A 20,345-nucleotide genomic window follows, 5' to 3' on the forward strand; every position below is an offset into this window, starting at 1 on the left:
AAACGTCTATGTCCAAGAAACTGAATCACCTGATGGCGCCGGGAAAGATTGGCAGCCTTGAGTTGCGCAATCGCATTATCATGACACCCATGGGTTCCAATACCGCCGAAGAAGGTGGCTTCTGCGGCGAGCAGACTCAGGCTTACTACGAAGCACGGGCCGCCGGTGGGGCCGCCATGGTTATTATGGGTTCAGTCAGCGTTGGCTGGCCCGAGGGCTCGGCCAACTGGCGGCATATTGCGATTTCGGACGATAAGTATATTCCCGGTCTAAAAAAGCTGGTGGGTCGGGTACACGCTCATGGATGCAAAGCGGCGGTCCAGCTGCATCACGGCGGACTCATGGCTCAGAACGATTCTTGCCGCGGGGAGGCGCTGCTGTGTCCTTCTGTGCCCGAGGAGGGTGGCGCTGATGAATTGTCGCCTTATTTTACCCACGAGGAAATGGCCATTATCAGTGAGCCTTGCCTGGTGGATACGTTCAAACTCCACTACAAGGAAGCCGATAACGAGGATATTGCGAGGGTTGTTGATCTCTATGCCGATGCAGCAGTTCGAGCCAAGCGAATTGGTTTCGACGGTGCCGAAATACATGCCGGTCATGGTTACTTGATTTCCACCTTCCTGAGCCCACAGGTCAATGCCCGCACCGATCAGTATGGTGGCTGCATTGAAAACCGAGCCCGTCTGTTGGTGGAAGTCATAAAGCGCGTCCGCGAGCGGGTTGGCAAGGATTTTCCGATCTGGTTTCGGTTGGATTCCAATCAATTCGCCGAAGGCGGCATTACCAATGAAGACGCCCAGGTAGCGGCACGGCTAGCCGTTGAGGCCGGGGCAGATGCCGTCCATTGCAGTGCCGATGGTGATCACCATAAAGGAACCTGTTATACCGAAGGGCATGCTACGCACACGCCAGCCGGGTTTTTACCCTATGCGTCTGCGATAAAGAATGTCGTTGATGTGCCGGTTATCATGCCGGGGCGTATTGAACCTGAGGTGGGTGACAGACTTATTGCACAAGGGAAAATCGATTTTGTGACCATGGGACGCAAGCTACTGGCCGATCCCGAGTTACCGAACAAGGTCAAGCAGGGTCGGATGGAAGACATTCGCCCTTGTATTCTCTGTTATACCTGCATCAGCAGTATCTTTAAACGCAGCCATATCCGCTGCGCGGTCAACGCCACCACGGGTTACGAAAATCAACGCCAATTAATCGCCACTGACCAACCCAAAAAGGTCTTGGTGATTGGTGGTGGCCCGGGGGGAATGGAGGCGGCACGAGTGGCTGCACTGCGTGGGCATCAAGTGACGTTGGTGGAAAAATCCCGGCGTTTGGGAGGCACGGTGTTCTTCTCAGGCGTTTCCTACCCGCCCAACAGCAAGTTGGTGAAATATTTAGAGCATCAGTTACGGCAGTTGCCGGTTGATATTCATCTGGGGGTTACAGCAACCGTCGAATTCGTTCAGGCTCAGAGACCAGCTAAAGTCGTTGTCGCGGTTGGTGCTGGCCGAGAGATGCCTCAGGTGCCGGGAATCGATTTACCCCACGTACTCAGTGGTGATGACATGCGGGATATGATTACCGGAGACAATGCTGAAGGTTTAAAGGGCAAGTTCTCGAACATCGATCAGTGGATGTTAACCGCGGGCCGCCTGACGGGTATTACCGCTTACCCGGCTATGATGCGAGAACTCAGTAAGCTCTGGTTGCCCCTGGGAAAACGGGTGGTTCTGGTAGGCGGTGGCCTGGTGGCGTTGGAACTGGCTGAGTATCTGGCCGAACGTGGCAGACAGGTCACCATTCTTGAGGAGAGTGATCGATTTGGCAGAGAGACGCCGGTGGTACGGCGCTGGCGCAATCTGGCCGACTGCCGAAGGCACGGGGTCAGTTTCTTGTCCAAAGCACGTTTAACAAAAATTGCGACTCGCACGCTGACTTACCTGAATGAGCGAAATCAAGAGCGGACGATTGCCGCCGATCACGTCATTGTGACCTCAGGCACCGTGCATAATCACAAACTGGCGAATTCGATTCGCGCACGTGGCTTTGAGGTGGAGCTGGTTGGGGACTGCAGTCAAGTGGGCTATATCGAAGGGGCTATGCATGGCGGGCATCAAGTTGGCCTGGACATCTAGCGCCCTCAGGCACGACTAAATCACACAATGGACATCAAATCATGCTCACGACAGAAGATTATATCCAAATCCAGAATCTGATACATCGTTACCCCAAGCACCTGGACTCTGGTGATTTGGAGGAGTTGGGAAAACTGTTTGCCAGGGCCAAGGTATATTTCGAGGGGATTGAAAACCCGGTTGATTGTGATCCTGAGACAATCAACGGTATGTTTAGAGACTTTCTTCAACTTTATGAGGGCATTCCTCGGACCAGGCATATTATTGCTAACCTGATCCTTGAACCAGACGGATCTGAGGAAGCTACGGCAAGTAGTACTGTCGTTGTATTCCAGCAAACCAAGGTCTTGCCTCTCCAACCTATCATCACAGGCGACTATCACGATCGATTCCAAAAAGTCGATGGTGAGTGGCACTTTATCGAGCGTCGTATCAGTAACGACTTGTTTGGTGATCTAAGCGCGCACGGGCGTTACGACATAACTCCATAGGTCGACACTTGTCGGTCCTTATAATTGAGAAAGGGTTGCACCGGCATCGACGACAATCGACTGACCCGTGATATAGCTGGATTCGGTAGACAGCAAAAACCGGGCAACCCTGGCAATCTCTTCAGGTGTACCAATTCGGTTTAAAAACGTTTGAGATTGCAATTGCTGCTCCAAACCAGGTGACTGATCAAAGGCCGCTTGAGACATAGGCGTTCGAATATAACCGGGGCAAATTGCGTTAATGCGAATGCCCTGTTCTCCCAAGCTGTCCGAAAGTGAGCGCGTTAACGCCATCACCCCGGCTTTGGACACCGAGTAGGCGGGTATACGACCATTGCCCATGATCGCGTTTATAGAGGCAATTCCCACAATGGCGGAATCGACCTGGCGTTTGAGCTGCGGCAACAGGGCCTGGATCAAAAACGGATAACTGCGTAAGTTAATGGCCTGAACATGGTCCCAGTCTTCTTCCGTCATGGTATCGACAGGACTTTCGTGGGAGATCCCGGCGGCGTGGATCAGTCCACCGATGGAGCCCAGTGAACGGTGGCTGGCCTCAACTGCCTGTGGAAATTCTCTCGTGTGTGATATATCGATGCCCAATGCACAGGTATCGACGCCATATTGTTCCCGTATTTCTGCTGCTATTCTCCGGGCGGCTTTTGTGTTCAGGTCCCATAGCGCTACGGGTCTTGCCGCGGCGGCCAGGAGCTCTGCGCATGCGCGACCAATGCCGGAGGCAGCGCCCGTTACGATGACTGCAGTGCTATGGGGTTGGTTCATAGTGCGAAACCTACGGTAGACTTTGTGGGGGAGCGCAGAGAAATTCGGTGACAGACAAAAACGAAGAAAATCGCAGCGGCAAAAAACATCGCAATATGGATACGAAGCGCCCATTCATAGCTGCCAAACATATCGAACATGACGCCGGCAAATACCGGAGCACCAAAATTCATTGGTAACAGCACCACCGAGGCCAATCCCAACACTGTGCCAAAGGAGGGCGCGCCAAAGGTGTGAGCCAGCAAGTTATTAAATGCCGGCACACAGCCTCCAGCGGAAAAACCGATACCCATCACGGCCAGCAGCAGTAGTGGAAAGGGAGGCTGCGTCAGCAGTACACACCAGAGCACGGCCTGAATGAGGGCGCTGATCCCCAGTGCTTTGCCGGCGCCAAAACGGTCCGAGATCCAGCCGATTGAAAGCGCACCAACCATCGAGAAGACACCATTGCAAGCTAACAGCAACGACGCATTGCCCGCACTAATGCCATAGTCCGTGGCGTAGGGAACGATATGGGTGACGATCACAATCGATCCGGCAGTGATCAGTCCTGCGAACACCGTGCAACTGAAGAATTTCAAATTTTTCAGCAACATCAGTGTGGTCCAGCGGTGGCAGTCTTGCGTTAGGGCGCAAGGGCTGGAATGGTCGACTTTCGCTGATCCATAGGGACGTTGACCAACGTCCGAAGGGCGGCTGACGATCATGGTCAGCAGCGGCAGCACCAGGAAAAATAACAACGCCGTACCCATCAGCGAGTGGCGCCAACCGAAGACTTCCAATCCCTGACTAAACATAAGAGGCATCAGGGCGGGCAACAGAGGTATTGATACGATGCCCATGGCCAGGCCGCGCTTTTTCTGAAACCAGTTATTGGCCAAGGTGGCAGCTGCCAGTGGCCCCATCATCGCGGCCCCCATGCCTACCAGGAGCGTATAAGCCAATAGAAATAGCGTTAGATTGCGGGCCTGGGCTGCGCCTAATAATCCCAGACCCGTCAACAGCGCACCGATGGTGATGATTGAGCGGATGGAGAAGCGATCCATGGCTTTACCGATCCAGGGTGCAGCAACGCCCATCATTAAGGTGATAAGCGCTATGCCGGAGGAACTCAGTGATCGTGGCGTCGAAAAGGTCTCGGTCAACGGGTTGATCAGTAAACTGTATGTCCCGTAGGTCGCGCCCAATACCAGGTTTTGACACAAAAACCCCATTGCCACCATGCGCCACCCCAGGAAATCCTGGTGACCTTGATGCGGCGTATTTTCTGTTTCCTTCATCAACACTTCACTCTCTGAATAATCACGGTTAATGCTACGTGAGAGGCCTGCCAGCAAACCTCATTTGATCGCATGAATCCCCCCGCTGTGCGCTGTGGTAGCTTTTATCTATCAACACAGGTGAGGGGTAAACAACAGCATGATCTTGAAGGGCAAGGTGGTAATGATCACCGGGATTGGTCCGGGCCTGGGCAGCAAGCTGGCGCTGGCCGCGCTGGAACAGGGGGCGTCGGTGGTGTTGGCTTCACGTAACACAGACCGTCTGATCCATTTTGAAGAATCCGCCGTCGACAAGGGTTTCTCCAGTCAAAGTATTCTTAAACATCCTGCGGATATAACCGATCGTGGGGTCTGCGATGCACTGGCAGATCACGCGGTTTCCCATTTTGGTCGTATTGATGCACTTATTAACAGCGCCTACGACCCCGGTAGCTTTTCAAGCGTGGACCGAGCTGATCTGGACTCCTGGCAGAGGCCCATGCAGGTCAACTTGTTTGGAACGTTGCAGCTGACTCAGGCAGTGGTGCCCCATATGAGAGCTCACGGCGGTGGCAGTATCGTTATGGTCAACACCATGGCGGTACACAAACCCATGCTGTTCAACGGTGGTTATGCGGCCTCTAAAGCGGCTCTGGCCAGTGCATCGGCGCATCTGGCTCTGGAGCTTGGGGCGGATAATATCCGGGTTAATTCGGTGTATCTGGGGTGGATGTGGGGCACCAGCGTCGAGGAATATATGCGTGGTGAAGCTCAACAGCGGGGAGTTGATCTGGAGACGGTTAAGGCAGAGGTTATCCGCCAGATTCCCCTGGGACGTATTCCCACCGACGATGAATGTGCCAAAGCCGCCTTGTTCTTTGCCTCCGATTTGTCATCGGTTGTCACCGGCGCCAGCCTGGACGTGAACGGTGGTGATTTTATGCCGCACTAAGCTAAATGTATCGCATTCGAATAGACATAGATCAGGACAAAATCCATGACCATACGACAAACACTGGGAAGCCGCATTGCGGACTTGTTGATGCTCGAAGGTGTAGACACCATGTTTACCTTGCCGGAGGTGACCTTCGGTGATATTCACAACCGCCTTGTAGAACAGGGTGGCAAAATTATTGCCGGTCACCATGAGACCGCCTGTGCTTATATGGCCGAAGCCCATGCCCAATCCACCGGCAATATTGCGGTAACGGGGGGCAACTGCGGGCCAGGTGCCAGCAATCTGCTGCCAGCCATTGTCCATTCCGAAGCTGAAGGACTACCGATTCTCTACTTGGGTTCAGAACGGGGGCTTGTAGCCCGAAGCTCTGTGCGCAGTTCACAGTTCCAGTGCCCCAATCTGCTCGATATGGTAAAGCCGGTCACCAAGCTGGCGGCAATACTCGAGCGGCCCGAACAGGTGGATGAACTCTTCCGGGAGGCTTTTCGGCAAATGAAAATCGGACGTCCCGGTCCGGTATACCTGGGACTGCCGTTCGATATGTTGCGTGAAGAGTACGACTTCGAACCTCTGGTGTCACCAGAGCGTTATCGACCCGCTCGGCTGATGCCGTCAGTTGAGACTATTGAGCAGGTGGCGGACCGCTTGATCGAAGCTCGCCTGCCGGTATTGATGCCGGGGGCCGGTGTCAGAAATGCGCGCGCGCACAAACTGGTGCAACAGTTGGCTGATTTGCTGCAATGCCCGGTGATTCGCACCTACGGCGGAAGAGGCACTTTTCCGGATAACCACCCACAGGTTCTGGATTTTGGCTATGGCCCCGGACTCGAAGCCACGCAGCAGGCGGATCTGTTGTTGATGCTTGGCTCGTCCATTGGCGAAAAGTTGATGTTCGGAGACAATCTCTACTGGCGGGAACAGCAGGGATTTGGTCCATTTTTTGGCGACGATCAAACCTGGATTCAAGTTGAAAAAGACCCCTATATTGCCGGGCGCAATCGGCCGCTGGATATTGCCCTGACCGGAGATCTCCTTGAGGTTCTGCCATTGCTGATTCAGTCGTTGCAAAGGCGTCAGCGCCGTGCTGAGCCCAGTGAAATGTCTGCATGGCGAGAGCAGCGCCTTGAGGCGATTAATGCTTTTTCCGATGCGGCAATAGAAATGGAACCCGTGCATCCAGGTCGCCTGATACTGGAAGCGCAAAAGGCGTTGCCCAATGATTCCGTCGTGGTCAGCGATGGTGGTGCTACTTTTCTCTGGCAACAACGCTATCTACACAACCAGCACAGTGACTTCCTGGCTACCTTGAAAATGGGAATGCTGGGAGTGGGAGTGCCCTATGCCATCGGCGCTCAATTAGCGCATCCAGATAAACGCGTGTGTCTTTTTACCGGTGATGGTGCCTTCGGTTTTTACCCCATGGAATTTGAAACGGCTGTACGTTACCAGCTGCCGATCGTGGTGGTGGTTGCCTACGATCAGGGTTGGGCACTGGAGGTTCCGTATTATCAACACCGCTTTGGTCGCACTTTTGAGGTTGATCACCAGTTTATCAGATTAGACAAAATGGTTGAAGAAATGGGCGGCCACGGTGAGTTTTGTGAACGTACCGAACAGATTCAACCGGCGATGCAACGGGCCTTTGAAAGCGGCAAGCCGGCACTGGTGCAAATTCTGATGGATCGGGAAACCGCCGCCTATCAAGCGCCTCATGCTGATCTGATTTACAAGTGGCATGGTGACAAGGTGGCCTATATATGATTCTGCACAGGAGCAAGGTATGAAAGCCGCGGTTTTTAAGGATCCACTTCACATTGTCACCGAAGATAATGTTGAATACCCACAGATCCGCTCAGACGAAGTCCTGGTTAAGGTGATGGCCTGTGGCATCTGTGGATCAGATATGCATATGTATCGCACCGAAGCCCACCGCCATGTGCTGAATCGAAAAACCAGTTGTGGAAAAGAAATCCCGGGGCACGAATTCAGCGGCGTTATCGTTGAAATGGGATCCGAAGTGGAAGGCTTCGAGTTGGGTGAACGAGTAGTGGGTGTGGGTATGGGTGGATTCGCACAATATGTACCGGTGCCCAATAATCCCTTCCAATTGGCGAAGATGCCTGATGGCGTGTCGTTTCAGGAAGCGGCAACGACAGAACCCCTGGCCGATGGCTTGCAGATGGTACGCAAAGTCAATCCGAAGTCAGGCGAAAACATCGTGGTTTACGGCGCGGGTATTATTGGATTGGGTGTCGTTCAGGCACTGTTCGCCGCGGATGTAAAGCTGGGCAAGGTTGTCGTGATTGATGTGTCCGAGCGTCGCCTCGACAAGGCCCGGGAGCTGGGAGCGGTCACTGTGAATGCGAGCGAGGGTGATGTCATTGAAAAGGTCCGGCAGCACTGTGGTTCGGCACCGCTGCAATGGCCCTCGATTAACCCACCGGCGGTGGATGCCGTGATCGACTGCGCCGGCTACATCAAGAGCATGCAGGGCAACACGCCTCTGCAAAACGCCCTCTATATGCTTAAGGGTGGCGGTGTGGGCCGCATCGTTTGCTTTGGTGCCTATGAGGGGCGGTTCGATGTGGATTTTATGCCGACCATTGAAAAAGAGATTACCATTATGGGCTCCGAAGGCTATGCCGCAGAAGAACTTGGCCAGGCACTGGATATGATGGCACAGGGTAAGGTGGATCGCCGCTCCCTTATTTCCCATTGCTTTGATCTCGATGAGGTTGACCGGGCTTTTGTGACCCAAGGCGGGCCTGAAGCCATCAAGGTGCTGCTTTACCCCAACCCGGACGAATTAAAGGACTGAGCCTGTGGCACTGAACACTGATGACGCTGCTGTTTGCGACGGACAGCTGTGGCAAAAATTCTGTAAGCGTTTGTCCGAGGCGACAGCTACCTTAAGACATCCCGGTGCTCCGACATCTGACTTTGATCAGGCAGAAGGCAGCCGTTACCTCAGCAGACTGATTCGCCTGGGACTGGAGATCTATCTGGAAAGTGGTGATCCGGAGTTTCCGTCGTTCTACCAACCGAGTCACGAAACCGCCAAGTTAGGTGGCGACAACCCGGATAACCTTTATCTCTCAGCCACCATATCCGGTAAGCATCAATATCGCTTGCGGGGAAATATTGGCTCGGTCTCCTATCTGAGCATTGGATCCAAGGCCAATCGCTATGCCATTGATGGGACTATGCCATCTACCGGTGAGCTGGTTGGTGAACAATTCTGTCCCGATAAACACGGCAACTTTAACATCATCGTCAGTGTCACCAAACCAGAAGATAATCAGCCCTGGCTGCCCCTGGCGGAGGATTCTTCGATGTTACATCTTCGTCAGACTTTTCTGGACCGCAGACGTGAAACGCCAGCCACCATAGGAATCGAACGCATCAGTGACGGTCCTTCGGTACCACCACCAGCGGACCCGACCGTGCTAGCCAATCGATTGATGGCGGCAGCGGACTTTGTGGTTCACTCCTCTGCCTTGTTCGCTGGCTGGGCTGAAACGTTTATGCAAAGCCCCAACCAACTGAAGGATTGGGGGCAGGACATGTTTATCAGGGCCGGTGGCGATCCTCAAATTTTTTATGTGCATGGCTATTGGCGGCTCAAACCCGGCGAAGCGCTGGTTATCGATACGCCAGTGCCAGAGTGTGAACACTGGAATATTCAGATCAACAACTGGTGGATGGAATCGCTGGATTATCGCTACCACAACATCTGGGTAAATAAGCACTCAGTAACACTCAACCGCGATGGCACTGCGACCATCGTCATTGCAAAAACTGATCCTGGTTTCGGTAATTGGCTACCAACGGAAGGGCACGACGAGGGTTTTGTGTTATTGCGTTGGGTTCGTGCCTCACATCATCCCGTACCAACCAGCAAAATTGTGAAACTGGAGAATCGCAGCCCATGAATACATCCAATGGTCATTGGGACCATGAGGTAGACGTACTCGTTGTTGGGACCGGGGCGGGCGCCATGGTTGCCGCTGTCACTGCCGCTCAACGGGGCGCAACAACGTTAATGATCGAAAAGGGAGAACACTACGGTGGCAGTTCAGCCACCTGCGGCGGTGGTGTCTGGATTCCCGCCAGTGATTCCGCACAGGCTCAGGGTCAGGAGGACAGTCCCAAAGAGGCCTTTCAATACATCAAATCCTTGACCGGTGATACGGTAAACGATGCCAAGATCCGTGCCTTTACCGAAGGCGCCAGAAACATGGCCAGGCATATTGAGTCTGTTTCCGGTCTGCGTTTTAACGCTATTCCCTATACCGACTACCATGCGGAATTGCCGGGTGGTAAACACGGTTATCGTACCCACGAAACCAATACCTTGCACGCTTCCCAATTGCGCGATGAAGACTTTTCCCGGCTATTGCCGGGCCATCCCAGTACGGCCTTGTTCGGGTGCATTCCCTGGACCACGATGGAAGCGGCGCCAATGGTAACCCGTGGCCCAGGCTGGATGAGCACCATGGCTAAGGTATTGTGGCGCTACTTCAGCGATGTCCCACAGCGGTTACGCTCTAAACGCAGCCGCTTTCTTGTGTTTGGCAATGCCATTGCCGCGCATCTCAAGCGTGCGTTCAATCAATATGGCGGCGAAATGTGGCTGCAGTCACCATTGCTGGATCTCGTGCGTGGAGATGACGGTGCTGTTTCAGGGGCCATCGTTAACCGCGAGGGGCAACGAATTCGCGTTCGGGCACGAAAGGGTGTGGTGTTGGGAGCGGGCGGATTCGAAAGAAACCAGGCGATGCGCGATCAGTACCTGCCGGGTGAGGGACGGCCTGAGTGGTCTGGCGGCCAGGTGAATAATACCGGTGATGCGATTCTGGCGGGTATGCGTATTGGCGCGGCCACGGATCTCATGGAGCACGCCTGGTGGGCGCCAACGGTCAGGGTGCCGGGAGAAAGCCGTGGTCGGCCCTTATTCTACGAACGGGCATTACCGGGTTGCATTATCGTCAACCAGCGGGGCGAACGCTATATGAACGAAGCACGCAGCTATGACGTGGCGGCCAAGGCCATGATTGATGCGGATCAGCCGGACAAGCGCACGATTCCCTCCTGGATTGTATTTGACGCGACCTTCCGGAAAAAATACCCCATGGGGCCACTGATGCCAGTATTGCCAGACTGGGTGCACCGCCGCGAGGTGCGCAAAATGATCTGCAAATCATCGAGCATTGCCGGTCTGGCGAAACAAACGGGAATGGATGCGAAAACACTTGAAAACACCATTGAGCGATTTAATGGCTTTGCCACTACCGGGGTTGACAGCGATTTCGGACGGGGGGAGGCTGCTTACGATCGTTACTATGGAGACCAGAATGTAAAGCCAAATCCTAATCTGGCGGCGTTGGGTAGAGCGCCTTTTTATGCCATGCCGGTGTATCCCGGGGATATTGGCACCAAGGGTGGATTGGCCACGGATGAAACGGCCCGAGTGATCGATAATTGTGGTGACGTGATTAAGGGACTGTATGCGGTTGGCAATAATGCTGCCTCGGTGACGGGCCCCGCGTATCCCGGTGCCGGTTCCACACTGGGTCCGGCGATGACCTTCGGTTTTCTGGCGGCATTGGATATTACTGATTGTAGAGTGGATTAGCCGCGAAGCGGCGTAATCCACCTTACGCAATCCCAATAGAACCTATACCTTCTCGGCGGGAGAGATCCCCTGCTCCTGCGAATCAATGATACGACGTTTCATGGGTTTTACCCATTCTGCCTCCAGCGTTGGGTCTAGCAGCCCTGCTTCTTTAAGTTCATCGCATAATTTCATTTGATGACCGATATCGAACAGGTCATACTGGGAGGAGAATTTTCCATTACCGCCGTAGGTAATAAAACTCACACCTTCGGTTTCATAGTAGCTGCCGTCGGGGCGCTGGCCTGGCCCACGGTTGACCCAGCGGGTGACAATCTGGTCGCCATCGACGGAAATATGTGTGATGGGAAAACTCCAGCCCGTCCATCCTGATCCTACGTCCATGTCGCGACCATAGTGCGTTGCCCGGATCTCGTCCCGGTTGCGGGCAAATACCGGCATGCAGCCCCCGTAGGGGCAGTAATAGGTCGCGTCCTCGTGATACAGCTCGTCAGCGATCCAGGACCAGGTATTGCGCTGCTCAGCTTCGACAAAGGCCTGCTTCAGTCGCTCAGCTGCGGCCATCACTTCTTCTCTCGGGTATGTCATGTCATCCTCCTCAGGATCATGTAATAAGTAGTGAATTTACTCCAAACACCCCTCATCGTAGGCGATGCGGATGTGGCACATTTCACCGTCGTCATTGAATTTAAAATTCTGAATCAGTAGCAAGCGTTCAGGCTCATCCCCGTCTTTCCACCAGATCGCTCGTGTCAGCACAAAGCTCTCATTGCCCATGACGATGATTTTTTCAGCCGTCATGTTGACGTTGATCCCATAGGCAATAACGGATTGAAAATACTCCGCGGCTGCTTCACGGCCAATGGCAGGTGGTGGGACGCCAACGGTGTCCTCGAACACGACATCATTCGATAAGAGCGCAGCCCTGGTCTGCCAGTCTTTGTTGGCATATGAGGCTTGGAAGTCACGCACTTTTCGCTCTATCTGTTCCCGGGAAAGCGTGCCTCTAGCGTCGTTGATTTGTTTCAAGGCCAATGGATTTTTCATGTCGATCTCTCTAATAGCGCTCTGGGGAGTATTTGCCGATTTCTGATGAACGAACTCTGCTGCTAAAGATCCGGGCAGCCCCGATTGTGATGAACGTCAACGCCAACACCATGAAGGCACCGTCGATTTCAATCCAGTGGCGCAGCGGGTCCATGAGTAAAGGGTTGGAAAACTGACCACCGTTCAGCGCACTGACAATCAATCCCATTGCCAGGCCATGAAGGTAAACCGGCGTCTTCTTGATCACAATGGAGGCGATGGCCGGCTCGGACATACCGGCACCGACACCGATAATGGCACAGCCAAAGGCCATAGACTCAATGGTTGTGGACTGGGAAAACGTCAAAAATCCAATGCCCATACACAGGAAATCAATGACCAGAATAGATTCCGCGCTTAGCCGATCTCGCAAGCGGCCATAGGCGCTGGCCGAGAAAAAGGCCATTACCGAGGTGAGACCGAGAATCATGCCTCGGTCAGAGGCGCTACTCAATCCTCGTGACTCGAGGGCGAAGGGGCCCTGAATGGAGGGTGAAAACATGCCTACCGTCAGTAGGAGTAACATCAGATAATACGGCCAAAGCGACAACAGCGGCAGGTGGCTGTGGTTTGGATCATCAACCGCAGGTTCGGCGACGCCATTATCAGATAACCTTCCTCCATTCTCCCCGGCACAGCGCCAGGCGGCCACGAAAACCGGCAGCCCCATAAGATACAGAGAGAATGGCGCTTTCCACCCCCAGAGATCCACCAGTACGCCGCCAAACACCATGGCCAGTGCGGCAAAGATGGATGCCAAAGCAGTCGCGTAACCCAGAAGCCGTTCTCTCGATCCTCCCTTAAACTGATCACCAATTAATGTCAGGCAAGCGGTGAGTACCCCGCCACCCGCCACGCCGAGCAGTAATCGAAGGGCGATGATGTGTACATGCTCTTCGGTGAAGAAGACGGCAAAGCCTGATATCGCATAAGTCAAAAGTGAAGCCAGCAGCACCCGTCGAACACCATACTTCTCGATAAACAGACCGGAAACCGGGGAGAAGAGCATTAACGCTATGGCCGGCACCGTCATGACCAATTGCGCATAAAATTGCCCGTCACCGGAACGACTCATTTCGCTGGCAAGTGCGGGCAGAGTGGGGGCGGCAGCCATGGGAATCAACGATACCAGCGCCGGTCCCAAAACACATACCGCTGCCAATAGTTTCTGATCGGTTCGCATCATCGTGCTGTCGAAGCTCCAGTATGGCGAAAGCCTCAATACTAGAACATGGACAACAATTAACTTCATCTAAACAGACGAGGTAATGAACCGACGAATGGCCGACGATAGATTCCAGTGACAAAGACAGGCAGGACGGAAGCGTAAATCTGATGAACATCAAGACGGCTGTGATTACTGGGGCGGCCAGTGGAATTGGATCCGGATTGGCGATAGAGGCTGTTCGCCGCGGATTGAATGTGGTTTTGGCGGACGTTGATTCGGAGGGCTTAGAGCACCTGGCTGCCAGTTTGGTCAACGACGCCGTCAGGGTGATCCACCAGCAAGTGGATGTTTCTGATTATCGACAGCAATTGGGGCTGGCCAAGCTTGTGGAGCAAGAGTTTGGCGGTGCCGATCTTCTGTTCAATAACGCCGGTATCATGGTGACCGGGAGACTCGAAGACACGGCGCCAGAAGCCTACAGCAAAGTCATGTCGGTTAATGCCTTGGGTGTGATGCATGGAACCCGAGCTTTCTTACCTCAAATGTCTGCCTCCGAATCTTACTCACATATTGTTAATACCGCCTCGGTCGGTGGTTTGCTGAGCTGGCATTCGATGAGCAGCTATGGTGCGGCCAAGGCCGCGGTGGTGGCTTTCACCGAAGCATTGCACTACGAATACCAGAAGCAGTCTAACCTGGGTTTTTCAGTTCTTTGTCCTGGCACAGTTCAGAGCAACATCTTTCAAGAGTCATTGGAACATGGCGATGCTGGCGAGCATGGCAAAGAAATGGCCGAACTGATGGATGGCCAGCTCAAGGCGTACGGTATGTCACCCCAGGAACTGGCCAAAATCACCTTTGATGCCATTGAAGAGCGTCGCTACTGGATATTTACGCATCCGGAATTCAAACCGGAATATAAACGCCGTGTCGATGTGCTGCTGTCCGAGCAAATCCCGGACGCCGACCTCTGTTTATACGGCGCCTGATTTAATCCGTCTCTAAAAGTTATCAACGCAAGTCAAGGAGTCTTCGTGTCGGAATTAAGCACATTAGCCCGCAAGATACAGATGCTGGAAGATATTGAGTCCATCAAAAAACTGAAAGCCCGCTGGTGGTTCGCCTGTGATGTACGATCCACCGCCGATATGCGATCGTGCTATGACGAGCGGGATTTCCTGATCGACTTCGGTTTTATCGGCCAATATCGAGACATGGACAAATTTATCGCTACGTTTGAGGAGCTGGCATGTCATACCAGCCATATCGACATGCATCACGGAATGGCTCCGGAAATTAATATAACTGGCCCTGATTCGGCGACGGGACGCTGGCGTATGCGGTTTCAATTGTTGGAAACGGAGAAAAAGCTGGTGCAGATGATGCACGGCTACTACGAGGATGAGTATATAAAGATCAATGGTGAATGGAAGATGAAAGTCTCCAAGTACACCTTGATGTCCAACCTTCTTCTGAATGCCGAAGAAGGCCAAATGAATTTACTGCAAATGGGTGATGCACCCGGCTTAGTGACTAAGGAGTAACAATGAGCAATCAATCTGAAATGTACCCCGACGGCGTCGCGCTGGTGGTGGGCGGCAGTGGCGGCGTAGGCCGGGTGATTTGTAAACAGTTGGCCGACGTGAATGTCAGGGTGGTTCTCACCTACAATAATAATTCCGCCAGAGCTGAAGAACTGGCCGCTGAAATTGTGGCGGAAGGTGGACAGGCCGAAATTGCTCAACTGAACATGGATAACCTGGACTGTATCAAGACCACGGTAGAAGGGCTGGTGAGGGACTACGGCCGTCTGCATTCGGTGTTTATCGCTACGGGATTTGATATCCCCCAGATTCAGGTTCGTGACGTTACGCCAGAACTGTGGAAGAAGGTGCTGCGCGCCGATGCAGAAGGTGTATTCAATATTGTTTACGCGACACTGCCTCATTTGCGCGAGGGAGGTGGCGGCAGCTACGTCCATATCAGCTCCGCAGCCCTGCAGCGATTTGCTGATCTGGATATCATGTCCGTGGCGCCCAAAGCGGCGATCGAAGAGTTGATGAAAGGCATTGCCAAGGAAGAAGGCAAGTTTGGTATCCGTGCAAACAGCATCGCCATCGGGGTTATTGAAACAGGCATTTTCCTGCGCTTACAGGAGGAGGGTGTGTTTGATGAGGCCTGGCAGAGCAAAGTGAAGGCCATGCTACCGCTGAACCGCTTTGGCCAACCGGAAGAAGTGGCGAGAATGGCCGTATTTCTGGGTTCAAATCATGCGGCCTATACTACCGGGCAACTGATTCCCGTCGATGGTGGATTCGGAGTATAAGGTTGAGTATCCACTGACAAAAACTCTGTGTGACTGGTAATTGATGGTCTACGACTCCAGCCACACAGATACTCTAAATTTCAATGTTCAGTGTGTCGTAAACGGGCAATGGATTGAGGTACTCTCTCCACAGAGAGATTTTCCGATCAGAATTGAATCTCAGAATACTGATATATCGATTGGCATAGGGCTTACCGCTTGGGCGGTGACGGCTCTCGGCATGATACTCGGCGATTAGCGTGTTTGGGTCAAGCAGCTCGTGGATGTCGTCAAATTGGTAGTTGTAGGGGTCATATTCCAGGTCTTCCATTTGTTGAAACATGGCCCTGACGTTGTTTCGCCCGACCAGCGTGTCCGGCAGATCAGGCCTGGGAACATAAGGCCATTCGCAGACAACATCTTCGGACAGATGAGAGACGCAGAGGTCAAATTCCTGTCGACCCAGGTGATAAATCGCTTTCTTGAACAATTCAATGTTTTGTTCGCGACGTTGTTGATCGTCGATCCCAAGGTTTATTTCGGTTTTCCGCATGATATTAACCTCTAAGTTTCGGTCAGAGTGCCATTTGTCGATTGAATGCAGAGACTTGCAAATCCAATGCCCTGTCGGACACACCACCGCATCCAAAGAGATCAAAACCATGCACGGTAGCGGGGACTTGGTGCAGTTCCGTGGAAACTCCGGCCTGCAGTAATCTCATGGCGTAGATAATGGCTTCATCCCGTAGGGGATCGTGTTCAGCCGTTAATATGTAGGCTGGGGGCAGGTTACCGAGATCATTGGCTCTGGCGGGGGCGGCGTAAGGAGACGTATGCTCGGTAAAAGCGTCAGTGCCAAGGTAATACTTCCATGCCCCCTGCATCAGAGCCTTGTCCCACACAGGCAAACCCTCTCCATGACGCATGGAAGGGGAATCCATCAGGTTGTCGATTACCGGATACATCAACATTTGGTATGCGATGGCGGGCCCGCTTCTGTCGCGGGCCATTAACGCCACCGCCGCCGACAGATTGCCTCCCGCGCTGGCGCCTCCGACGGCGATACGGTTTTTATCAATACCCAGCGCCTCGGAGTTATTGGCGGTCCATTGCAAAGCAGCGTAACAATCCTCGACTCCGGCTGGAAAGGGATTTTCCGGTGCCAGCCGATAATCGACGTTAACCACCACGGCTCCGGCTTCCTTCGCCAGTTTCAGACAGCGGATATGTTCAGAGTTCAGGCCGCCGAATACCCAAGCGCCACCGTGAAAGAGCACAAAACCGGGGCGTGGACCCGATGGACACTTGGGATGGTAAATTCGCACAGGTATATCGGGCTCGCCAGCGGGCCCCGGAATCAACTGCTCAACGACGTTGAGTTCTTTATCGATTTCCGTACGGCCGGGGATCGATGATATCACCCCTGCTTCAAGTGCACTTTCAAAGGCCTTCTGTTCGTTGCACCGACCGGCGGCAACATCGTTGATATCCAGGTTTGGCAGAGAATCAATGATGTCCAGTAATTCCGGCTCAATGGTGAGATTGTCTCGCATATTTCGTTCTCTCGGAAGTATCCACGTACACGGCCATCAGGCCCTTGTCCGATTGTGGTCATAGTGGCTCTCAGATACCTCATTTGATTGGATGAATGGCGGCTTCATCTGTTCGAAGGAGGAATGTGTCGTCCGTTTCGCTGACACTTGGCTTGATATCATCTCCTTAACAGGTAAACCATCATGGATGCTACCCCCTCTGCAACACAGCTTGATCAGTTGCGGCAGTTTATGAATGACTACATTTACCCGAATGAACATCGTTATCGCGAGTTACTGGAACAACAGGAGAGCCCCTGGTGCACTCCGCCGCTGATGGAAGAATTAAAGGCAGAAGCACAGCGTCAAGGGCTTTGGAATCTGTTCTTGCCCAGATTGGGAGACACCGGGCTGACGAACCTGGAGTATGCTCCTCTGGCCGAGGAAATGGGTCGTGTACTCTGGGCATCGGAGGTGTTTAACTGCAATGCACCGGATACCGGCAATATGGAAGTGCTGTCCAAATACGGGTCGCCGGAACAAAAGTCAAAATGGCTGCACCCGCTACTGGACGGCACTATTCGTTCCGCCTTTGCGATGACCGAACCCGATGTTGCTTCCAGCGATGCTACCAACATTGAGTGCTCAATTGACAGGGACGGAGACGAATACATTATCAACGGCCGCAAATGGTTTACCACCGGTGCCATGCGGGAATCCTGCGAACTGCTGATTCTGATGGGGAAAACGGATGCGAGTAATCCCAGTCGACATCTACAGCAATCCATGGTTCTCGTTCCCCGCAGTACGCCGGGGGTCAGAGTCTTGAGATCAGTAACAACCCTGGGCTATGCAGAGCAACCCTACGGCGAACCGGAGATTGTTTTTGATAACGTTCGGGTACCAGTCGAGAACATTCTGCTGGGGGAAGGTCGGGGCTTTGAGATTGCCCAGGGGCGCCTGGGCCCCGGGCGAATTCACCACTGCATGCGACTGATTGGATGCGCCCAAAGGGCCTTGGAGATGATGTGTCGACGTTCACAGCAGCGCGTCGTTTGCGGTCAACCGCTGTCGAAAAATCAGTCGGTGCGTGAAGACATCGCTCGGTCCTATTGCGATATTGAACAGGCGCGTCTACTGACACTGACCGCGGCTGATAAAATGGATAAATTTGGCAACAAGGTTGCTCGCGATCTGATTTCTGCCATCAAAATCGCGGTACCCAACATGGCCACCCGGGTGATCGACCGGGCCATTCAGCTGCACGGGGCGGCGGGTTTGAGCGGCGACCTGTTCCTGGCGGAAGCCTATTGCTACGCCCGTCAGATCCGCCTGGCCGATGGGCCTGACCAGGTGCACATGATGTCACTGGGCAAGCAACTGATTCGGGAATTTGGAGATGATCAATAAGCTCTAAGTCATCAATCTCCTCTGTTTATATGAATTTTTGTCTCGATGGCTTTGATAGCCTCAACTCATGCTCATTGCCCAAGTTAGGAGACTTTGCATGACTGAACAACAAAAAACAGATGACCTGCGTTATTTGATTATAGGTGCCGGCATGTCCGGCATGCTGGCGGCCATCAAGCTGTTGGAGCAAGGCAAACGCAATCTTGTGATTTATGAAAAGGCCGATCGCATTGGCGGTACCTGGCGTGAAAACACCTACCCCGGTCTTACTTGTGATGTACCATCCCACTCCTATACCTATTCCTTTGAACCCAACCCGGATTGGTCCGAGGTGATGCCCTCCGGTGCGGAGATTCAATCGTATTTTGAGTCCGTTGCTGACAAATACGATCTGCGCCGTTGGATACAGTTCAATAAGGAAATCAACCACTGCAAGTACATCGATGGCCAGTGGCGAATCGAAACCAAATGTGGCGTTAAGGATAACGCAGATATCATCATCGCGGCATCCGGCGTATTGCATCACCCTCGATATCCGGATATCGATGGCATGGACAAATTCGAAGGGGCTCTGTTTCACAGTGCCCGATGGGACCACAGCGTGCCGCTGGATGGTGCCAGAATCGCCGTGATCGGAACGGGCTCGACCGGCGTTCAAATCGTTTCGGCACTTTCGACGCGAGCCAGTCAGCTGACGCATTTTCAGCGCACCCCCCAGTGGATCAGGCCGGTCCAGAACCGCAAATTTACAGAAGCGGAGAAGACGGCGTTCCGCAGTGATCCGGCGCTGCTCAAGCGTATGCAAAACGACCCCGACCTGGAAGCAGGTATTGAGCAGTTTTCGGCCGCGATTACCGACCCTGACTCTGAAGCTATGAAGCAAATTGACCAAGAGGTCATGCAAAATCTTGAGCAGTCAATCCAGGATCCGGTGCTGCGCGAGAAGCTAAGACCTGACTACCGACCTGCCTGCAAGCGACTCATTTATTCGCCGGACTTTTATGAGGCGGTGCAGCGACCCAATGTGGACGTTGTGGTAGAGGGTGTCAATCGTATCGAACCCAAGGGTATCCGTACCCAGGATGGTCAATTGCACGAGTTCGATGTCATCGTGCTGGCAACGGGCTTTCAGGCTGATCGCTTTGTGCGTCCCATGGAAATTGAGGGAAGAGGTGGAGTTCGCCTGAATGACCTCTGGAAGGAAGGCCCCAGCGCTTACATGGCAATTAGCGTACCGGATATGCCCAACTTCTTTATGCTAAATGGTCCTAACGGCCCCGTGGGTAACTTCTCCCTCATCGAAATCGCTGAACATCAATGGGGCTACATCGAACAGCTGATGGCGTTGGTTGAAGACGGTCGCTGTCGCGCGTTGTGCGCTTCCAACGAGAGTTTCAAACGCTTTGAGGCTGAGCGGGTCGAAGCGGCCAAACAAACCATATTTGCGACCGGCTGCAGCAGTTGGTACCTTGATGGTAAAGGTGTACCGGCGACCTGGCCCTGGACTCGCAGTCGCTTCAAGGCGGAGATGAAGGCGCCCAAGTTCGAGGCCTTCGAACTGCTTTGACCACCAGATGACA

General features: G+C 53.4%; 19 protein-coding genes. 12 read left to right on the forward strand and 7 right to left on the reverse strand.

What is annotated here, in order from left to right:
- The first annotated feature begins 8 nt into the window (after window positions 1-8).
- Together HBA55_RS05255 and HBA55_RS05260 are read left to right on the forward strand one after the other, a co-directional pair.
- On the forward strand, window positions 9-2,138 hold the full coding sequence (locus HBA55_RS05255; protein ID WP_166988068.1) for an oxidoreductase: 2,130 nt from the start codon (window positions 9-11) through the stop codon (window positions 2,136-2,138).
- 41 nt (window positions 2,139-2,179) lie between these two features.
- On the forward strand, window positions 2,180-2,629 hold the full coding sequence (locus tag HBA55_RS05260; RefSeq protein ID WP_166988070.1) for a nuclear transport factor 2 family protein: 450 nt from the start codon (window positions 2,180-2,182) through the stop codon (window positions 2,627-2,629).
- An 18-nt stretch (window positions 2,630-2,647) separates the two neighbouring features.
- Here the strand turns inward: HBA55_RS05260 and HBA55_RS05265 are convergent, their stop codons facing one another.
- The gene (locus tag HBA55_RS05265) at window positions 2,648-3,412 is read right to left on the reverse strand and encodes an SDR family NAD(P)-dependent oxidoreductase (RefSeq protein ID WP_206019519.1); all 765 of its coding nucleotides are present in this window, start codon (window positions 3,410-3,412) and stop codon (window positions 2,648-2,650) included.
- The gene (locus HBA55_RS05270) at window positions 3,409-4,692 is read right to left on the reverse strand and encodes an MFS transporter (protein ID WP_166988074.1); all 1,284 of its coding nucleotides are present in this window, start codon (window positions 4,690-4,692) and stop codon (window positions 3,409-3,411) included. Before HBA55_RS05270 ends, HBA55_RS05265 begins: the two co-directional genes overlap by 4 nt.
- A gap of 139 nt (window positions 4,693-4,831) precedes the next feature.
- On the opposite strand from HBA55_RS05270, the gene HBA55_RS05275 reads away from it, so the two are divergent.
- From HBA55_RS05275 to HBA55_RS05295, 5 genes are read left to right on the forward strand one after another with little or no spacing between them, the layout of a single operon-like run.
- On the forward strand, window positions 4,832-5,623 hold the full coding sequence (locus HBA55_RS05275) for an SDR family oxidoreductase (RefSeq protein ID WP_166988076.1): 792 nt from the start codon (window positions 4,832-4,834) through the stop codon (window positions 5,621-5,623).
- Between the two features lie 45 nt (window positions 5,624-5,668).
- The gene (locus HBA55_RS05280; RefSeq protein WP_166988078.1) at window positions 5,669-7,390 is read left to right on the forward strand and encodes a thiamine pyrophosphate-binding protein; all 1,722 of its coding nucleotides are present in this window, start codon (window positions 5,669-5,671) and stop codon (window positions 7,388-7,390) included.
- Window positions 7,391-7,409: 19 nt separating this feature from the next.
- The gene (locus tag HBA55_RS05285; RefSeq protein WP_166988080.1) at window positions 7,410-8,447 is read left to right on the forward strand and encodes a zinc-dependent alcohol dehydrogenase; all 1,038 of its coding nucleotides are present in this window, start codon (window positions 7,410-7,412) and stop codon (window positions 8,445-8,447) included.
- Window positions 8,448-8,451: 4 nt separating this feature from the next.
- Window positions 8,452-9,561, forward strand: coding sequence for a DUF1214 domain-containing protein (locus HBA55_RS05290; protein WP_206019520.1), 1,110 nt, complete (start codon window positions 8,452-8,454; stop codon window positions 9,559-9,561).
- Window positions 9,558-11,264: an FAD-binding protein gene (locus HBA55_RS05295; RefSeq protein ID WP_166988082.1), complete on the forward strand. Its 1,707-nt coding sequence runs from the start codon at window positions 9,558-9,560 to the stop codon at window positions 11,262-11,264. Before HBA55_RS05290 ends, HBA55_RS05295 begins: the two co-directional genes overlap by 4 nt.
- 42 nt (window positions 11,265-11,306) lie before the next feature.
- Here HBA55_RS05295 and HBA55_RS05300 read toward each other — a convergent pair whose 3' ends face one another.
- Genes HBA55_RS05300 through HBA55_RS05310 form a run of 3 tightly spaced genes read right to left on the reverse strand, consistent with a single transcriptional unit; the run spans window position 11,307 to window position 13,536 of the window.
- Window positions 11,307-11,852 (reverse strand): nuclear transport factor 2 family protein, encoded by a 546-nt coding sequence (locus HBA55_RS05300; protein ID WP_166988084.1) that lies wholly within the window; start codon window positions 11,850-11,852, stop codon window positions 11,307-11,309.
- 36 nt (window positions 11,853-11,888) lie between these two features.
- Window positions 11,889-12,311 (reverse strand): nuclear transport factor 2 family protein, encoded by a 423-nt coding sequence (locus HBA55_RS05305; RefSeq protein WP_166988086.1) that lies wholly within the window; start codon window positions 12,309-12,311, stop codon window positions 11,889-11,891.
- A 10-nt stretch (window positions 12,312-12,321) separates the two neighbouring features.
- Window positions 12,322-13,536 carry an MFS transporter gene (locus HBA55_RS05310; RefSeq protein ID WP_166988088.1) on the reverse strand — a complete coding sequence of 405 codons (1,215 nt, stop codon included), beginning with the start codon at window positions 13,534-13,536 and terminating at the stop codon, window positions 12,322-12,324.
- 149 nt (window positions 13,537-13,685) lie between these two features.
- On the opposite strand from HBA55_RS05310, the gene HBA55_RS05315 reads away from it, so the two are divergent.
- The 3 genes from HBA55_RS05315 to HBA55_RS05325 are packed head-to-tail and all read left to right on the forward strand — an operon-like array spanning window position 13,686 to window position 15,844.
- Entirely contained in the window at window positions 13,686-14,507 is an 822-nt protein-coding gene (locus HBA55_RS05315; RefSeq protein ID WP_166988091.1) for an SDR family NAD(P)-dependent oxidoreductase, read from the forward strand.
- A gap of 45 nt (window positions 14,508-14,552) precedes the next feature.
- A complete protein-coding gene (locus tag HBA55_RS05320) occupies window positions 14,553-15,062 on the forward strand; it encodes a nuclear transport factor 2 family protein (RefSeq protein WP_338109357.1) in 510 nt (169 codons plus the stop codon).
- A gap of 2 nt (window positions 15,063-15,064) precedes the next feature.
- Window positions 15,065-15,844, forward strand: a complete 780-nt coding sequence (locus HBA55_RS05325) for an SDR family NAD(P)-dependent oxidoreductase (protein ID WP_166988093.1) — start codon at window positions 15,065-15,067, stop codon at window positions 15,842-15,844.
- A 73-nt stretch (window positions 15,845-15,917) separates the two neighbouring features.
- Here the strand turns inward: HBA55_RS05325 and HBA55_RS05330 are convergent, their stop codons facing one another.
- Together HBA55_RS05330 and HBA55_RS05335 are read right to left on the reverse strand one after the other, a co-directional pair.
- Window positions 15,918-16,376, reverse strand: coding sequence for a nuclear transport factor 2 family protein (locus tag HBA55_RS05330; RefSeq protein WP_166988095.1), 459 nt, complete (start codon window positions 16,374-16,376; stop codon window positions 15,918-15,920).
- Between the two features lie 22 nt (window positions 16,377-16,398).
- Window positions 16,399-17,376, reverse strand: a complete 978-nt coding sequence (locus HBA55_RS05335) for an alpha/beta hydrolase (RefSeq protein WP_166988097.1) — start codon at window positions 17,374-17,376, stop codon at window positions 16,399-16,401.
- A 183-nt stretch (window positions 17,377-17,559) separates the two neighbouring features.
- Between HBA55_RS05335 and HBA55_RS05340 the strand changes: the two genes are divergently transcribed.
- Both HBA55_RS05340 and HBA55_RS05345 read left to right on the forward strand, forming a co-directional pair.
- Window positions 17,560-18,765 carry an acyl-CoA dehydrogenase family protein gene (locus HBA55_RS05340; protein WP_166988099.1) on the forward strand — a complete coding sequence of 402 codons (1,206 nt, stop codon included), beginning with the start codon at window positions 17,560-17,562 and terminating at the stop codon, window positions 18,763-18,765.
- A 97-nt stretch (window positions 18,766-18,862) separates the two neighbouring features.
- The gene (locus HBA55_RS05345) at window positions 18,863-20,332 is read left to right on the forward strand and encodes a flavin-containing monooxygenase (RefSeq protein WP_166988101.1); all 1,470 of its coding nucleotides are present in this window, start codon (window positions 18,863-18,865) and stop codon (window positions 20,330-20,332) included.
- Window positions 20,333-20,345 lie beyond the last annotated feature (13 nt).

Origin of the sequence: Pseudomaricurvus alkylphenolicus, assembly GCF_011683955.1 — a bacterium.
GTDB lineage: Bacteria > Pseudomonadota > Gammaproteobacteria > Pseudomonadales > Cellvibrionaceae > Pseudomaricurvus > Pseudomaricurvus alkylphenolicus.

Coding starts and splice junctions, on each gene's coding strand:
- HBA55_RS05345 (WP_166988101.1), top strand. CDS start 18,863: ATGACTGAACAACAAAAAACAGATGACCTGCGTTATTTGATTATAGGT.
- HBA55_RS05325 (WP_166988093.1), top strand. CDS start 15,065: ATGAGCAATCAATCTGAAATGTACCCCGACGGCGTCGCGCTGGTGGTG.
- HBA55_RS05295 (WP_166988082.1), top strand. CDS start 9,558: ATGAATACATCCAATGGTCATTGGGACCATGAGGTAGACGTACTCGTT.
- HBA55_RS05280 (WP_166988078.1), top strand. CDS start 5,669: ATGACCATACGACAAACACTGGGAAGCCGCATTGCGGACTTGTTGATG.
- HBA55_RS05305 (WP_166988086.1), bottom strand. CDS start 12,311: ATGAAAAATCCATTGGCCTTGAAACAAATCAACGACGCTAGAGGCACG.
- HBA55_RS05270 (WP_166988074.1), bottom strand. CDS start 4,692: ATGAAGGAAACAGAAAATACGCCGCATCAAGGTCACCAGGATTTCCTG.
- HBA55_RS05340 (WP_166988099.1), top strand. CDS start 17,560: ATGGATGCTACCCCCTCTGCAACACAGCTTGATCAGTTGCGGCAGTTT.
- HBA55_RS05275 (WP_166988076.1), top strand. CDS start 4,832: ATGATCTTGAAGGGCAAGGTGGTAATGATCACCGGGATTGGTCCGGGC.
- HBA55_RS05265 (WP_206019519.1), bottom strand. CDS start 3,412: ATGAACCAACCCCATAGCACTGCAGTCATCGTAACGGGCGCTGCCTCC.
- HBA55_RS05255 (WP_166988068.1), top strand. CDS start 9: ATGTCCAAGAAACTGAATCACCTGATGGCGCCGGGAAAGATTGGCAGC.
- HBA55_RS05310 (WP_166988088.1), bottom strand. CDS start 13,536: ATGATGCGAACCGATCAGAAACTATTGGCAGCGGTATGTGTTTTGGGA.
- HBA55_RS05260 (WP_166988070.1), top strand. CDS start 2,180: ATGCTCACGACAGAAGATTATATCCAAATCCAGAATCTGATACATCGT.
- HBA55_RS05330 (WP_166988095.1), bottom strand. CDS start 16,376: ATGCGGAAAACCGAAATAAACCTTGGGATCGACGATCAACAACGTCGC.
- HBA55_RS05315 (WP_166988091.1), top strand. CDS start 13,686: ATGAACATCAAGACGGCTGTGATTACTGGGGCGGCCAGTGGAATTGGA.
- HBA55_RS05335 (WP_166988097.1), bottom strand. CDS start 17,376: ATGCGAGACAATCTCACCATTGAGCCGGAATTACTGGACATCATTGAT.
- HBA55_RS05300 (WP_166988084.1), bottom strand. CDS start 11,852: ATGACATACCCGAGAGAAGAAGTGATGGCCGCAGCTGAGCGACTGAAG.
- HBA55_RS05285 (WP_166988080.1), top strand. CDS start 7,410: ATGAAAGCCGCGGTTTTTAAGGATCCACTTCACATTGTCACCGAAGAT.